Origin of the sequence: Streptomyces sp. NRRL F-5123 (genome assembly GCF_000721495.1) — a bacterium.
Taxonomy (GTDB): Bacteria; Actinomycetota; Actinomycetes; order Streptomycetales; family Streptomycetaceae; genus Actinacidiphila.
Map to the genome: position 1 here is coordinate 1 of NZ_JOHY01000091.1, position 16,741 is coordinate 16,741.

The 16,741-nt window shown below is 78.3% G+C and carries 3 protein-coding genes; all 3 read left to right on the forward strand.

From position 1 onward, the window contains the following. Positions 1–2,810 (forward strand): acyltransferase domain-containing protein (locus IH54_RS0137140; protein ID WP_031525560.1); only part of this gene is annotated, 2,810 nt, incomplete at its 5' end. Positions 2,811–2,823: 13 nt separating this feature from the next. Then, entirely contained in the window at positions 2,824–9,690 is a 6,867-nt protein-coding gene (locus IH54_RS44095; RefSeq protein ID WP_031525563.1) for a type I polyketide synthase, read from the forward strand. A gap of 193 nt (positions 9,691–9,883) precedes the next feature. Continuing rightward, the coding region (locus IH54_RS0137150; RefSeq protein WP_043183353.1) for a type I polyketide synthase at positions 9,884–16,741 on the forward strand (6,858 nt) is incomplete at its 3' end.

The following is a 16,741-nucleotide window of genomic DNA, read 5'->3' on the forward strand; positions in this document are numbered from 1 at the left end:
CGGAACCCGCACCCACCCCCACCAGAGAGATCACCCCCTGGATACTGTCCGCCCGCACCCCCGAAGCCCTGCGCGCCCAGGCCGCGAACCTCGCCGCGCACGTCCACGGCGCGCACTCCCCGGCCGACATCGGCTGGTCGCTCGTCGCGACGCGCTCGGCGGACCGCTGCCGGGCGGTGGTCTGCGGCGCCGACTGCGAGGAACTGCTCGCGGGACTGCGGGCGTTGGGGGAAGGCCCCGTCCCCGAGCCGTTGTCCGCGGCGGCGGGCCCGGTGATGGTCTTCCCCGGGCAGGGTTCGCAGTGGCGCGGCATGGCCGTCGAACTCCTCGACACCTCGCCCGTGTTCGCCGCCCGCATCGCCGAATGCGCCCAGGCGCTGGGCGACTTCACCGACTGGTCGCTGCCGGACGTGCTGCGCGGGACGCCGGGCGCGGCCGAGATCTCCCGGGTGGACGTGATCCAGCCCGTCCTGTGGGCGGTGATGGTGTCGCTCGCCGCCGTGTGGGCCCACCACGGCGTACGGCCCGCGGCCGTCGTCGGACACTCGCAGGGCGAGATCGCCGCGGCCTGCGTGGCCGGGGGCCTGTCGCTGCGGGACGGCGCCCGGGTCGTGGCCCTGCGGTCGCGGGCGCTGCGGGCGCTGGCCGGGCAGGGCACGATGGCGTCGCTCGCCCTGGGCGGCACGGAGACCGAGCGCTTCCTCGCCGAACTGGGCCCGGCGGCGGCCCAGGTGACGGTGGCCGCCTTCAACGGGCCCGCGTCCACGGTCGTGTCCGGGCCGCCGGACCAGGTCGCGGCCGTCGTGGCAGCGTGCGAGGCGGCGGACGGCCGGGCGCGGACCATCGACGTCGACTACGCCTCGCACGGCCCCCAGGTCGAGGCGCTCGCGGACACGGTCCGCGCCGACCTCGCCGGGCTCCGCCCCACCGCCTCGGGTCCGGTCTTCTACTCGTCCGTCACCGGCGCCCCGCAGCCCACGGACGCGCTGGACGCGGACTACTGGTTCACCAACCTCCGCCGCCCGGTGCGCTTCACCTCGGCGGTCGAAGCCCTGCTCGCCGCGGGGCACCGGGTGTTCATCGAGGTCAGCCCGCACCCGGTGCTGCTGCCGGCGCTGCGCGAATGCGTCGAGGAGGCGGACGTCGCGGCTGCCACCGTGCCGACGCTGCGCCGCGACCAGGGTGGCCTGCGGCAGGTGGCGCGCGCGCTCGGGGACGCGTACGCGGCGGGGCTCGCGGTCGACTGGACCCGCTGGTTCGACGACGGCGACGGCGGTGCCGGCGCGGGGCGCCCCGCGCGCACGGTCGAGCTGCCGACGTACCCCTTCCAGCGGCAGCGCTACTGGCTCGCGCCGGACCAGGGGCGCCGCACGCCGCCCGTGTCCGGTGCGGGCGCGCGGCCCGCCGGGCACCCGCTGCTGACCTCGGCGGTCGAACTCGCCGACGGCGGGCTCGTGCTGAACGGCCTGCTGCCCGCCGGGTGGATGGACGGCCACACGGTGGCGGGTGTCGGGCTCGTGCCCGGCGCGGCGCTGGTGGAGTGGGCGCTGCTGGCCGCCGACCGGTCCGGCGGCGCCGCCCTGGAGGAGCTGCTGCTCCGCGCCCCGCTCGAACCCGCGAGGCCGGCGGGCGCGGTACTCGCCCAGGTGGCCGTGAGCGCGCCGGACACGGCGGGCCGCCGCGCCCTGCGCATCTCCTCACGCCGGGACGGCAGCGGCTGGACCCTCCACGCCGAGGGTTCGCTGACCCCTCCCGCGGAGGAGCCCGCCGTGGTGGCCGTGAACACCGCCGAGCAGGCCCCCGCCGCCGTTCCCCCCGGCCCCTGGCCGCCCTCCGGGGCGCGGGCCGTGGACGTCGGCGCGGGGTACGAGCGGGCCGGGCGGCGCGGTTACGCGTACGGTCCCGCGCTGCGCGCCGTGCGGGCGCTGTGGTGGGACGGCGGCGAACTCGTGGCGGACCTCGCGCTGCCCGACCCGACCGCCGGCGAGGCCGACGGCTTCGGCCTCCACCCGGTGCTGCTGGACGCCGCACTGCAGTGCCTCTTCCTGGCGGAGGAGGCGGACACCGCCGCCGACCGGCTGTGGCTGCCCTTCGCGTGGGGCCCAATACGCCTGCACGCGACCGGCGCACGCGCCGCCCGGGCCCGGCTCGTACCGCTCGGCGGCGCCGAAACCGCCTCGGACGAGCGCGAGTTCCGCCTCGTCCTGGCCGACCCGGCGGGAGCCCCCCTGCTCGACGCCGCCTCGGTCCTGCTCCGCCCGCGTACGGCGCGAAGCCTCCGGGAGGCGGCCGAGCTGCGGGCGCCGGCCACCGCGGCACCCGGCGCCGTGCCCGTGCGGCCGGTCGCCGCCGCGCCGGAACCGGACGGCGGCAGCGGCTGGGCGGGACGGCTCACCGGCCTGGCGGCCGCCGAGCGGCACCACACCGTGCTGGGACTGGTGCGCGGGCATGCGGCGGCCGTCCTCGGGCGCGCCGACGCCGGGGCGATCCGCGCCGACGCATCCTTCAAGGAACTGGGCTTCGACTCGATGACCTCCGTCGAGCTGCGCAACCGCCTGGTGGCCGACAGCGGGCTACGGCTGCCCGCCGCGGTCGTCTTCCGGCACCCGACGCCGGAGCGGCTGGCCCGGCTCCTGGAGGAGCGGCTGGCCCCGGAGCAGCCGCCGCACGAGCCCCCGCAGGAGAAGTCGCCGCCACCGGACGCGGCGGACCGGCTGGCGTCGGCGACCGCCGACGAGCTGCTCGCGTTCATCGACAACGAGCTCGGCACCGTCGCCGACCCGCACTCCCGTCCGCACTCCTCCCGCTGAAGGCAGGTGACGTATGGTCAGCGAGGCCCAACTGGTCGAGTACCTGCGCCGGGTGACGACCGAACTGCACGACGCCCGGACCCGGCTCCAGGAGCTGGAGCAGGGCCGGCACGAGCCGGTGGCCGTCGTCGGCATGGCGTGCCGCTTCCCCGGCGGGGTGCGCTCGCCGGAGGAGCTGCGGCGCTTCGTGCGCTCCGGCGGCGACGCGATCGGCGACTTCCCCACCGACCGCGGCTGGCCGCTCGAGGGCCTCTACCACCCGGACCCGGCCCATTTCGGGACGAGTTACGTCTCGCAGGGCGGCTTCCTGCACGACGTCGACCGCTTCGACGCCGCTTTCTTCGGCATCAGCCCGCGCGAGGCGCTGGCGATGGACCCGCAGCAGCGGGTCGTCCTGGAGCTGGCGTGGGAGGCGCTGGAGCACGCCGGGATCGTGCCGGCCACGCTGCGCGGCGCCCGGACCGGGGTGTACGTGGGGGTGTCGAGCGAGGACTACGTCTCCGGCCTGCCGCGGATCCCGGAGGGCTTCGAGGGCTTCGCGACGACGGGCAGCCTGACGAGCGTGATCTCCGGGCGCGTCGCCTACACCTTCGGTTTCGAGGGCCCGGCGGTGACCGTGGACACCGCGTGCTCGTCATCGATGGTGGCCATCCACCTGGCCGGGCAGGCCCTGCGGCAGGGCGAGTGCTCGCTGGCGCTGGCGGGCGGGGTGACGGTGCTGTCGACACCGCTGATGTTCACCGAGTTCTGCCGCCAGCGGGCGCTGTCGCCGGACGCGCGCTGCAAGCCCTTCGCCGCCGCGGCGGACGGCACCGGCTTCTCGGAGGGCTCGGGCCTGCTGGTGCTGGAGCGGCTGTCGGACGCGCGGCGCAACGGGCACGAGGTGCTGGCGCTGCTGCGCGGCTCGGCAGTGAACCAGGACGGCGCGAGCAACGGCCTCACCGCCCCCAACGGCCTGGCGCAGGAGGACGTGATCCGGCGGGCGCTGGAGAGCGCGGGCCTGACCGGCGCGGACGTCGACATGGTCGAGGCGCACGGCACGGGCACCCGGCTGGGCGACCCGATCGAGGCCGAGGCGCTCATCGCCACCTACGGCGCGGACCGGCCCGAACAGCGCCCGCTGTGGCTCGGCTCGATCAAGTCCAACATCGGCCACACGCACGCCTCCGCGGGCGTCGCGGGCACGATCAACACCGTCATGGCGCTGCGCGACGGCGCCCTGGCGCCCACCTTGCACCTCGACGAGCCGACCGACCACGTCGACTGGAGCGCCGGCACGGTCCGGTTGCTGACCGGCCCGCGGGAGTGGCCCGACACCGGGCGGGCGCGCAGGGCCGCCGTGTCGGCGTTCGGGGTGTCCGGCACCAACGCGCACCTCGTCCTCGAACAGGCCCCCGTTCCGGACGGCGTGCCGGAGCCGGACGGTCAGCCCGCGCCCGCCGTGGTCCCCTGGCCGGTCTCCGGCCGGTCGGAGGCGGCGCTGCGGGCGCAGGCCGCCCGGCTGCGCGCGTTCCTGGACGAGGAGGGCGCGGCGGGCGGCACCGCCGATGTCGGGTGGTCGCTCGCGACGCGCCGCACGGCGTTCGAGCACCGGGCGGTCGTCGTGGGCGGCGACCGCGCGGCCCTGCTCGCGGGCCTGGACGCGCTCGCGGCGGGCGCCCCGGACCCGGCGGTCGTCCGCGGTACGGCGGGCGGCACGGGCCCCGGCCCCGTGCTGGTCTTCCCGGGCCAGGGGTCGCAGTGGCTCGGCATGGGCGTCGGACTCCTCGCCGCCTCCCCGGTGTTCGCCGCCCGCATCGCCGCGTGCGAGCAGGCCCTCGCCCCGTACGTCGACTGGTCGCTGACCGGCGTGCTGCGCGGGGAGGGCGACGCGGCGGACCTGTCGCGGGTGGACGTGGTGCAGCCCGTGCTGTGGGCGGTGATGGTGTCGCTCGCGGCGGTCTGGGCGGAGCACGGCGTGGTGCCGGCCGCCGTGGTGGGCCACTCGCAGGGCGAGATCGCGGCGGCCTGCGTCGCGGGCGCGCTGACGCTGGAGGACGGCGCCCGGGTGGTGGCGCTGCGCGCGCGGGCCCTGCGGTCGCTGGCCGGGCAGGGCGCGATGGCCGCGCTGAGCTGCGGGGCGCCCGAAGCGGCGAAGCTGGCCGCCGAGCACGCGCCGCAGGTGGCGGTCGCAGCGGAGAACGGCCCGTCGTCCACGGTGGTGTCGGGGCCGCCCGGGCAGGTCGCGGACCTGGTGGCGGCGGCTGCCGCGGCGGGCCTGCGGGCGCGGGCGATCGACGTCGACTACGCCTCGCACGGGCCGCAGGTGGACGGCATCGCGGACGAGCTGGCGGGCGCCCTGGCCGGGGTGACCGGAGCCGCCTGCGACGTCGCCTTCTACTCGACGGTCACCGCGTCGCGTACCGACGGGACCCGCCTCGACGCGGGCTACTGGTTCACCAACCTGCGGCAGCCGGTGCGGCTCGCGGACACCGTGCAGGCGCTGCTGGCCGACGGCTACCGGGTGTTCGTCGAGGCCAGCCCGCACCCGGTGCTGCTGCCGGGGCTCCAGGAGTGCTTCGAGGCGGCGGGCGTGCCCGCCGTCGCGACCGGCACGCTGCGCCGTGACGAGGGCGGGCCCGAGCGGCTGTGCCGGGCGCTCGCCGAGGCGCACACCGCGGGCGTCGGCGTCGACTGGACGCCCTGGTTCACTGCCGCCGGGCGCACCCCGCACGCGGTGCCGCTGCCGGTGTACGCCTTCCAGCGGGAGCGCTACTGGCTGCCGTCCGCAGCGCCCGCCGCCGCGGGGGCGGGCGCTGCCGGGGGCGGGCAGGGGCACGCGCTGCTGCCGGTGTCCCTGCACACCGCGGACGGCGGGCTGCTGCTCGCGGGACGGCTCGCGCCCGCCGCACACGCCGGGTGGCTCGCGGAGCACGTCGTCGCAGGACTGCCGCTGGTGCCGGGCGCGGTGCTGGTGGAGTGGCTGCTGCGGGCCGCGGACGAGGCGGGCTGCGGGGTGGTCGAGGAGCTGGCGCTCCAGGTGCCGGTGGCGCTGTCCGGGTCGGGCGGGCTGCTGGTGCAGGTGCTGGTCGACGGCGCGGGCGACGACGGGCGCCGGACCGTACGCGTGTGCTCGCGGCCGGACGGCGACGGGCCCGGCGCCCCCGCGGACTGGACCTGCCATGTGACGGGCACGCTGGCGCCCGCGGAGCCCGGCCCCGTGCCGCAGGGTCTGGACGGCGCCTGGCCGCCGCCGGGCGCGGAGCCCGTCGCCGTCGAGGATTTCCACGAGCGCGCCGCGGCCGCCGGTTACGGCTACGGGGAGGCCTTCCGCGGGCTGCGGGCGGTGTGGCGCGACGGGGCGGACACGCTCGCCGAAGTGGTGCTGCCGGAGGGCGCTGCCGAGCAGGCGGGCGGCTTCGGCGTCCACCCCGCGCTGCTGGACGCGGCGGTGCAGCCGGTGCTCCTCGGCTCGTTCGGGGAGGACGGCACGGTGCTGCTGCCCTTCACGTGGAACGGGGTGCGGCTGTGGGCGGACGGCGCGACGCGGGTGCGGGTGCGGCTGTCGCCGCGACCGGAAGGGCTGCGGGTGCTGATCGCCGACGCGGCGGGCGCCCCGGTGCTGACCGCGGACGCGGTGGCGCTGCGGGAGACCGGCGCCGGACAGCTGCGCGCCGCGAGCCGCGAGCAGGGGACGGACGGGCTGCTCGCCGTACGGTGGGTGCCGCTGCCGGGCGGCGCGGGCGCCGCGCCGGATGACGTCCTGCCCGACCTGGGCGGGGCCCAACCACACACCCGCCTCGCCACCCCGACCCGGACGACCACCGCGAACACCCCACCACTGCCGGACGGCACGCCGGGCGACACCCTGCCCGACCCGACCGGGGCCCAACCACACACCCGCCTCGCCACCCCGACCCGGACGACCACCGCGAACACCCCACCACTGCCGGACGGCACGGACACCGCACCGCTGCGGCTCGCCGTGTTGGGCGACGTCCTGCCCGGCCTGGGCGGGGCCGAGCGGTACGACGGTCTTGCCGCCCTGGCCCGGGCGGTGGGTTCGGGGGCGGCGGTTCCCGATGTCGTCCTCGCCGGGGTGCTCGCGGGGTCCGGGTCGGGGCCCGAGGGCGAGAACGACGCCGGGCGCGGGCTGGCGGTGGCGGGCGAGGCGCTGGCGCTGGCTCAGGAGTGGCTGGCGGGCGAGGTTTTCGAGGGGGCGCGGCTGGCGTGGGTGACGCGCTCGGCGGTCGCGGCCGGCGGCGGGGCCGGCCCGGTGGACCCGGCGGCCGCCGCGGTGTGGGGGCTCGTGCGCAGCGCGCAGACGGAGCACCCGGGGCGCTTCCTGCTCGTCGACCTGGCCGGCACCGAATCCACCGCGTCCGGTGCGTTCCTTCCCGCGGCCCTGGGCGCGGCGGTGCGTGCCGGTGAGCCGCAGATCGCCGTACGGGCCGGGCGCGTCCTCGTACCGCGGCTCGAACCAGCCGGTGGAGACGCCGAGTTGGCCGCGCCGGACGGTGTGCCCCGGTGGCGGGTGGCGGCGGGGCGGACCGGGCCGGACGACCTCGCGGCGGTGCCGAGCCCGCGGGCGTCCGCGCCGCTCGCTGCCGGGCAGGTGCGGATCGCCGTACGGGCCGCGGGCCTCAACTTCCGCGACGCGCTGATCGCCCTCGGGATGTACCCCGATCCAGCGGCCACGCCGGGCATCGAGGGCGCGGGCGTGGTGCTGGAGGTCGCACCGGGCGTGGCGTCGGTGGTGCCCGGCGACCGGGTGATGGGGCTGTTCGACGACGCCTTCGGTCCGGTCGCGGTCGCGGATTCCCGGATGCTCGCGCCCGTCCCCGCCGGGTGGGACTTCCGTGCCGCCGCCGCGAGCCCGGTGGCGTATCTCACCGCGTGGTACGGCCTGGTGGAGCTCGGCGGGCTGGGCGCGGGCGAGCGGGTGCTGGTCCACAGCGCGACCGGCGGCGTCGGCACGGCGGCCGTCCGTATCGCCCGGCACCTGGGCGCGGAGGTCTTCGCGACGGCGAGCCCCGGCAAGCACGGGGTGCTCGACGCGATGGGGATCGACGCGGCGCACCGGGCGTCGTCGCGGGACGCGGGCTTCGAGGAGGCCTTCCGTTCCGCGACCGGCGGACGGGGCGTCGACGTCGTCCTCAACAGCCTCGCGGGCGAGCTGACCGACGCGTCGCTGCGGCTGCTCCCGCCCGGCGGGCGGCTGGTCGAGATGGGCAAGACGGACCTGCGCGACCCGGAGGTCGTCGCGCTGCAGCACAGCGTGGAATACCGCGCCTTCGACCTCGTCGCGGACGCGGGCCCTGAGCGCGTCGCGGCGATGCTGGACGTCCTGGGCGGCCTGTTCGCGGCGGGCACGCTGGCGCCGCCGCCCGTCACGGCACGCCGGCTCGGCCGGATCCGGGAGGCGATGCGCGAACTGACCGAGGCCCGGCACACCGGCAAGCTCGTCCTGGACGTGCCGCCGCCGCTCGACCCGGAAGGCACCGTGCTGGTCACCGGCGGCACCGGCACGCTGGGCGGCCTGGTGGCCGAGCACCTGGTACGCGCCCACGGCGTACGGCACCTGCTGCTGCTCGGCAGGTCGGGGCCCGCGGCCCCCGGCGCCGGGGAGCTGGCGGACCGGCTGGCCGCGCTCGGCGCCCGGGTCCGGGTGGCCGCGGCGGACGCCGCCGACGCGGCGGCGCTGCGGGAGGCCGTCGCGGGCATCGACCCGGCGCATCCGCTCACCGGCGTCGTGCACGCGGCGGGCGTGGTGTCCGACGCGATGCTGGCCTCGCAGGACCCCGCGCGGCTCGCCGAGGTGTGGGCCGCGAAAGCCGCGGGCGCGGCGCATCTGCACGCGCTCACGGAGGGGCTGCCGCTGGGCATGTTCGTCCTCTTCTCCTCCTTCGCCTCCGTGCTCGGCACCCCCGGGCAGGCCAACTACTCGGCCGCCAACGCCTTCTGCGACGCCCTCGCCGAACGGCGGCAGGCCGCGGGCCTGCCCGCGGTGTCGGTCGGGTGGGGGCTGTGGGCCGCCGCGAGCGGGCTCACCGGGCGGCTCACCGGCTCCGACGTGGCACGGATCGCCCGGCAGGGCATCGCGCCGAACAGCGCCGAGCAGGGCTACGCCCTCTTCGACGCCGCGCTCGGGCACGGCGGGCCCGCGCTGCTCGCCCTCGGCCTCGACACCGCCGCGCTCGCCGCCCAGCCCGGCGCCGCGCTGCCGCCGCCGCTGCGCGCGCTCGCGGCCGCCGCGCGGGCCGGTGCCCGTACCGGCCCGGCGGCCCGCCCCGCCGCGGTGGCAGGGCAGGGGCCGGTGGACTGGCCCGCCCGGCTGGCCGGGCTCGCCGCGGGCGAGCAGCGGCGGCTGCTCACCGACCTGGTGCGGCAGCACGCGGCCACGGTGCTGGGGCACTCCGACCTCGGGGCGGTGCCCGCGGAAGCGGCGTTCAAGGAGCTGGGCTTCGACTCGCTCACCGCCGTCGAGCTGCGCAACCGCGTCACCGCCGCGACCGGTGCGCGGCTGCCCGCGACCGTCGTCTTCGACCACCCGGCCGCCGAAGCACTCGCCGAGCACCTGCGCACCCTCCTCGCGCCGGACGGCGCCCCGGACGCCGGGCCGCAGGACGCGTACGCGCCCGTACTCGGCAGCCTCGCCGACCTCGAATCGGCGCTGGAGGCGGCTGCGCAGGCCGATCCGGCGGGCGGCACGGGCGCGGCGGGCCGCGGGCCGGACAAGGTCACGCGGCGGCTGGAGGCGCTGCTCGCACGGTGGAAGGCCGGGCACGCGGCGGCCGCGAACGGTGCGGGGCCGGGCGGCGCGGGGGCGGCGGAACGGCTGCACGGCGCGACGACCGACCAGGTCTTCGACTTCATCGACAAGGAACTCGGACTGTCATGAGCCCGGTCTCCCCGCCGCCCGGTACGGGGCGCCCCGCGCCGGGCGCCCCGGCAAGAGCGTTCCCGGCGGCGGACGGCGCCCGGCTCCCGGCCGCCGCGGCACCCCCGCGTACGACCTCCGCACCCCCCGGCACCCCCTCGCAATCCCCGGCAATCCCGCCAACTCCCGGCATCGGAAGGTGCGGTGACACGACGTGACCACTGAGGCCACGCACGAGCGGCTGGTCGACTACCTCAAGCGGGTCGCCGCCGATCTGCACGACACCCGGGCACGGCTGCGCGAGGTGGAGGACGCCCGGCACGAGCCGGTCGCCATCGTCGCCATGGCCTGCCGCTACCCCGGCGGGGTCGGGTCACCCGAGGACCTGTGGGAGCTGGTCGCGTCCGGCCGGCACGCGATGACCGCCTTCCCCGCCGACCGGGGCTGGGACCTGGACCGGCTCTTCCACCCCGACCCCGCCCACCCCGGCACCAGCTACGCCCGCGAGGGCGGGTTCCTGCACGAAGCCGCGTTGTTCGACCCGGAGTTCTTCGGCATCAGCCCGCGCGAGGCCGGGGCGATCGACCCGCAGCAGCGGCTGCTGCTGGAGGTCGCCTGGGAGGCGCTGGAACGGGCGGGCATCCCCGCGGTGTCGCTGCGCGGCGCGCCCGTCGGGGTGTACGCGGGCACGGCCCTGCCCGGCTTCGGCACCCCGCACGTCGACCCGGCGGCGGAGGGCCACCTCGTCACCGGCAACGCGCCCAGCGTGCTGTCCGGCCGGATCGCGTACACCCTCGGCCTGGAGGGGCCGGCGGTCACCGTCGACACGGCGTGCTCGTCCTCGCTGGTGGCGTTGCACCTGGCGGCGCAGGCGCTGCGCGGCGGGGAGTGCGACCTCGCCCTCGCGGGCGGCGTGACCGTGATGACGACGCCGTACGTCTTCACCGAGTTCGCGCGGCAGCGCGGCCTGGCCGCCGACAGCCGCTGCAAGGCTTTCGCCGAGGGCGCCGACGGCACGGCCTTCGCCGAGGGCGCCGGGCTGCTCGTCCTGGAGCGGCTGTCGGACGCGCGGCGCAACGGCCACCGCGTGCTGGCGGTGCTGCGCGGCTCCGCGGTCAACCAGGACGGCGCGAGCAACGGCCTGACCGCCCCCAACGGCCTCGCGCAGCAGCGGGTGATCCGGCAGGCGCTGGACAACGCCCGCCTGGCCCCCGCCGACGTCGACGCGGTCGAGGCGCACGGCACCGGCACGGCGCTGGGCGACCCGATCGAGGCGCAGGCGCTGCTGGCGACGTACGGCCGGGACCGGCCCGCGGACCGGCCGCTGCGGCTGGGCGCGATCAAGCCGAACATCGGCCACACGCAGGGCGCGGCGGGCGTCGCGGGCGTCATCAAGATGGTCATGGCGATGCGGCACGCCACCCTGCCCGCCCTCCTCCACGCCGACCGCCCCACCCGGGTCGTCGACTGGACCGCCGGAGCGGTGCGCCTGCTCGCCGATCCCCTCCCCTGGCCCGCGGGCGACCGCCGCCGCAGGGCAGGGGTGTCGTCCTTCGGCATCAGCGGCACGAACGCCCACCTGATCATCGAGGACGTGCCCGCGCAGTGGGCGGCGGAGGCGGGTGCCGGGGCCGCCGGGACGGCGGGCGGCATCAGCGCGGACGGCCCCGGGCGCGCGGCGGCGGCCGGGGCCGCGGGGCCGGGCGCGAAGGCCGGCGCGGACGCCGCAGGAACAGCGGAGGAGGCCGCCGGGCCGGCGGCCGGCACCGTTCACGGCACCACCGCACCCGCCGCAGATGCCGGCACCGGCACCGCCCTCCCGTGGGTGGTGTCCGCGCGGAGTGCGCGGAGCCTGCGGACGCAGGCCGCGGCGCTCGGCGAGTACGTCGCGGCGCGTCCGGAGGTGCCGGTCGCCGCGGTCGGGCGGGCGCTGGCCGCCGGCCGCTCGCCGCTGGAGCACCGCGCGGTCGTGCTGGGCGCGGACCGCGGGGAGCTGGCGGCGCGGCTCGCGGATCTCGCCGAGGGGCGGGCGCACCCCGGGGTGTACGCGCCGGGGAGCGCGGTCCGCCGGGCGGGCACCGCGTTCCTCTTCACCGGGCAGGGCAGCCAGCGCCCCGGCATGGGGCGTGAACTGCACGCCGCCTACCCGGTGTTCGCCGCGGCCTTCGACGAGGCCTGCGCCGTACTGGACCCGCTGCTCGGGCGGTCGCTGCGGGAGCTGGTCCTCGCGCCGCCCGGCGGTACGGGGGCCGGGGAGCTGGACCGTACGGAATTCACCCAGGCCGCGCTGTTCGCGGTCGAGGTCGCGCTGCACCGGCTGGTGGAGTCCTTCGGGGTGGCGCCCGGGTACGTCGTGGGCCACTCGGTGGGCGGGCTGGTGGCCGCGCACGTCGCGGGCGTGCTGTCGCTGCCGGACGCGGCGCGGCTGGTCGCGGCCCGGGGGCGGCTGATGCAGGCACTGCCCGCGGGCGGCGCGATGGTCGCCGTGGAGGCCGCCGAGGAGGACGTCGCGGCGCTGCTGGCCGGGCGCGAGGACCAGGTGTCGCTGGCGGCCGTCAACGGGCCCCGGGCGGTGGTCGTCTCGGGCGACGAGGAGGCGGTCGCGGACATCGCCGGGACGATGCGCGGGCGCGGGGTGCGCACCCGGCGGCTGCGCGTCGGCCACGCCTTCCACTCGCCCCGCATCGAGCCGGTGCTCGGCGAATTCCGGGAGATCGCGGCCTCGTTGACGTACGCGCCGCCGCGCATCGCCGTCGTCTCCGACGTCACGGGCGCCCTCGCGGACGCCGAGCAGCTGAGCGACCCGGACTACTGGGTGCGGCACGCACGGCAGCCGGTGCGCTTCCGGGACGCGGTCGCCGCGCTGCGCGCGGAGGGCGTGTCGCGCTTCCTGGAGCTGGGTCCCGACCCCGTGCTGAGCGCCATGGCCCGCGGCTGCCTCGCGGCGGAGGAGCCGCCCGGCGAGCCCGCCGTCCTGGCCGGTGCGCTCCGGGAGGGACGTGACGAGCCGCGCACGCTGCTCACCGCGCTGGCCCGGCTGCACGCGGACGGCGAGACCGTGGACTTCTCCGCCGCCTTCCCCGCCGGGGGCGCCGTCGCCGACCTGCCCACCTACCGCTTCGACCGGCGCCGCTACTGGCCGGCCGCCGCGGGCCGGGAGGCGGACGTGCGGTCGGCGGGGCTGGAGCGCAGCGGCCACCCGCTGCTCGGCGCCGTCGTCGAGCCGGCGGGCGGCGGGCTGCTGCTGACCGGCCGGCTGGCGCTGCGCGACCGGCCCTGGCTCGCCGACCACGCGATCGTCGGCCATGTGCCGCTGCCGGGCACGCTCTTCGTCGAACTCGCCCTGCACGCGGGCGCCCTGGCCGGCTGCCCGGAGGTCCGGGACCTGACGCTGGAGGCGCCGCTGCTGATGCCCGCGGCGGGCGGCGTGGAGGTGCAGGTGGCCGTCGCCGCCGGGGACGCCGCCGGGCGGCGCGCGCTCACCGTCCACTCCCGGCCCGCCGGGGAAGACCTCCCCGAGGACGGGGGCCCGGAAGTCCCCCGCCCCTGGCAGCAGCACGCGACGGCCACCCTCGCCCCGGCGGGCGGCGCGCCGCCCGCCGCCGACTGGCCCGGGCAGTGGCCGCCACCGGGCGCGCAGGCCCTCGACGCCGCCGCGCTGTACGAGCGGCTGGCGGGCGACGGCTACCGCTACGGTCCCGCCTTCACCGGGCTGCGCGCGGCCTGGCGGGCGGGCGACGAGATCTTCGCCGAGATCGCGCTCGGCGACGGGCAGCGCGCCGAGAGCGCGGGCTACGCGCTGCACCCGGCGCTGCTGGACGCGGCCCTGCACCCGATCGGCGACCTCTTCACCGCCGCGCACCAGGCGGGCGGCGCACCCGGCACCGTCCGGCTCCCCTTCGCCTTCGACGGCGTCCGGCTGTCCGCCCGCGGCCGCTCCCGCCTCCTGGCCCGCATCACCCCGACCGGCCCGGACACCGTGACGCTGCGGCTGCGCGACGACACCGGCGCGGAGGTCGCGGCTGTCGACACCCTGACGCTGCGCACGGTCGCCGCCGACCGCTGGCGCGTCGCCGCGGGAGCCGCGGACCGCTCCCTGCACCTGCTGGAGTGGGAGCCCCTGCCGCTGCCCGCGGGTGAGCCGCTCCCGGCCGGGCGGTGGGCGCTGGTCACCGCGGGCGCCGCGAAGTCCCCGGCGGAGACGGCGCCTTCCACCGCGGGCGGCGCCCTCCCGCATCCCGAGGGTACGGATTCCGTCGCGGACCTGGCCGGTACGGGCCCCGCCCGCGGGCAAGCCGACCCGGGCGACACGTACGGCGCGGACCCGGCGGCCACCGCCCCGCACGGCACTCCCCTCGACACCACCGGCCCGGACGCCACGGCCCCGCGGACCCCCGTCCCGGACCACGCGCGCCCGACCGGCACCGCCCGCACTCCCGCCGACCCGGACCCGGCGGCCACCGCCCCGCACGGCACTCCCCTCGACACCACCGGTCCGCATCACGCGGGCCCGCACGGCGGGGACCCGCGAACCTTCGGCCCGTCCGGCACGGCCGGCGGTCCGCACGACAGCCTGCTCGGCACCGGCGCTCGCACCGACCCCGCCGCGCGGCTCGCGGGCACCCCGCCCGTACGGCACCGTGACCTCGCCGCGCTGCGTGCCGCCCTCGCCGCCGGGGAGGCGGTCCCCGACGTGGTCGTGCTGGCCGTCGCCGCCGAGCCCGGCGGGGAGGCGCCCGCACGGGCGCGCGGTGCCGTGCTCGGCGTGCTCGCGCCGCTGCAGGAGTGGCTGGCCGACGAGGTGTTCGCCGGCACCCGGCTGCTCGTCCTCACCTCGGGCGCTGTCGGCGCGGGACCCCAGGACGCGGCGGCCGACCCGGCGGGGGCCGCCGTGTGGGGGCTGCTGCGGGCCGCGCAGGCCGAGCACCCCGGGCGGATCGTCCTCGCGGACGTGAGCGCGACCGGCACCGAAGCCACCTGGGACGCCCTCAGGGCCGCCGCAGCCGGCGACGAGGCCCAACTCGCCCTTCGCGGCGACCGGCTGCTCGTCCCGCGGCTGGTCGTCGCGCCGCCCGGCGCGGACGCGGCATCCCCGGCGCCCGATCCCGACGGCACCGTCCTCGTCACCGGCGGTACCGGCGCGCTCGGACGGCTCATCGCCCGGCACCTGGTCGAGAACCACGGCGTCCGGCATCTGCTGCTGGCGGGACGGAGCGGGCCGGACGCCGAGGGCATCGCCGCCTTCGCGGCCGAACTCGCCGCCGACGTGCGGGTCGAGCGGTGCGACGTCACCGACCCGGCGGCGCTCGCCGCGCTGCTCGCGGGCGTACCCGCCGCACATCCGCTGACCGCCGTGGTGCACGCCGCGGGCGTCCTCGACGACGGGGTGGTGGGCGCGCTGACGCCCGCGCGGCTCGACGCCGTCATGACCCCGAAGGCGGACGCCGCCTGGCACCTGCACCGGCTCACCCGCGACGCGGGCCTCGCCGCCTTCGTCCTCTTCTCCTCCGCCGCTTCGGTCCTGGGCAGTCCGGGGCAGGGCAACTACGGCGCCGCGAACGCCTTCCTCAACGCGCTCGCCGAGGGCATCCGCGCCGAAGGCGGCACCGCGACCGCCCTGGCCTGGGGCCTGTGGGGCGACGGGGCGGGTATGACCGGGCACCTGGGCTCCGCGGACCTGGCCCGGATGGCCCGCTCGGGCACCGCCGCGATGTCGCGGGAGCAGGGCCTCGCCCTCTTCGACGCCGCCCTCGGGCAGCCGCACCCCGTGCTCGTCCCGGCCCGCTTCGACCTCGCGGTGCTGCGCGGCCAGGCCGCCGCGGGCCCGCTGCCGCCGCTGCTGCGCCGCCTCGTCCGCTCCCCGGCGCCCACCGCCGCCGGTGCGGCGGCCACGGGGGCGGCGGAACGGCTGGCGGGGCTGCCCGCGGCGGAACGCGAACGGATCCTGACCGATCTGGTACGGGACCAGGTCGCCACCGTCCTGGCCCACCCCGACCCCGCGTCCGTCGAACCGGGCCGGACCTTCCAGCACCTCGGCCTGGACTCGCTGACCGCGCTGGAGCTGCGCAACGCGGTGACCGCCGCGACCGGCGTCCGGCTGCCCGCCACGGCCGTCTTCGACTACCCGACCCCCGAGGCCCTCGTACGCCACCTGCTCGCCCAACTCCCCGGCACCGACACGGCTGCCCCTGCCCCCGCCGCCCCAGCGGTCCGCACCGACGCCGACCCCGTCGTGATCGTCGGCATGGCCTGCCACTACCCCGGCGACGTCCACTCCCCCGACGCCCTGTGGCAACTGGTCGCCGACGGGGTGGACGCGACGGGCCCCTTCCCCACCGACCGCGGCTGGGACCTCGCGGGGCTGTACGACCCGGATCCGGAGCAGCCGGGCCGCAGTTACACCCGCGAGGGCGGCTTCCTGCGCGAAGCCGCGCTGTTCGACGCCGAGTTCTTCGGCATCAGCCCGCGCGAGGCGCTCGCCACCGACCCGCAGCAGCGGCTGCTGCTGGAGACCGCGTGGCAGGCCTTCGAGCACGCCCGCATCGACCCGGTGACGCTGCGCGGCAGCCGCACCGCGGTCGTCACCGGCATCATGTACGACGACTACGGCGCGCGCTTCCTCGGCCGCATCCCGGCGGGCTACGAGGGCCAGATCATGACCGGCAGCACGCCGAGCGTGGCCTCCGGCCGGCTCGCCTACACCTTCGGCCTGGAGGGGCCGACCCTCACCGTCGACACGGCGTGCTCGTCGTCGCTGGTGGCGATGCACCTGGCCGCGCAGGCGCTGCGCGAGGGCGAGTGCGACCTCGCGCTCGCGGGCGGCGCGACGGTGATGGCCACGCCGAACACCTTCGTGGAGTTCTCCCGGCAGCGCGGCCTGGCCCCCGACGGCCGCTGCAAGCCCTTCGCGGCTGCCGCGGACGGGACGGGGTGGGGCGAGGGCGCGGGCCTGCTGGTCCTGGAGCGGCTGTCGGACGCGCGGCGCAACGGCCACCGGGTCCTTGCCGTCGTCCGCGGCTCGGCCGTCAACCAGGACGGCGCGAGCAACGGCCTGACCGCGCCCAACGGCCCC

Bases quoted from the DNA above. Each gene is read 5' to 3' on its own strand.
- IH54_RS44095 (WP_031525563.1), top strand. From the start codon at position 2,824: ATGGTCAGCGAGGCCCAACTGGTCGAGTACCTGCGCCGGGTGACGACC.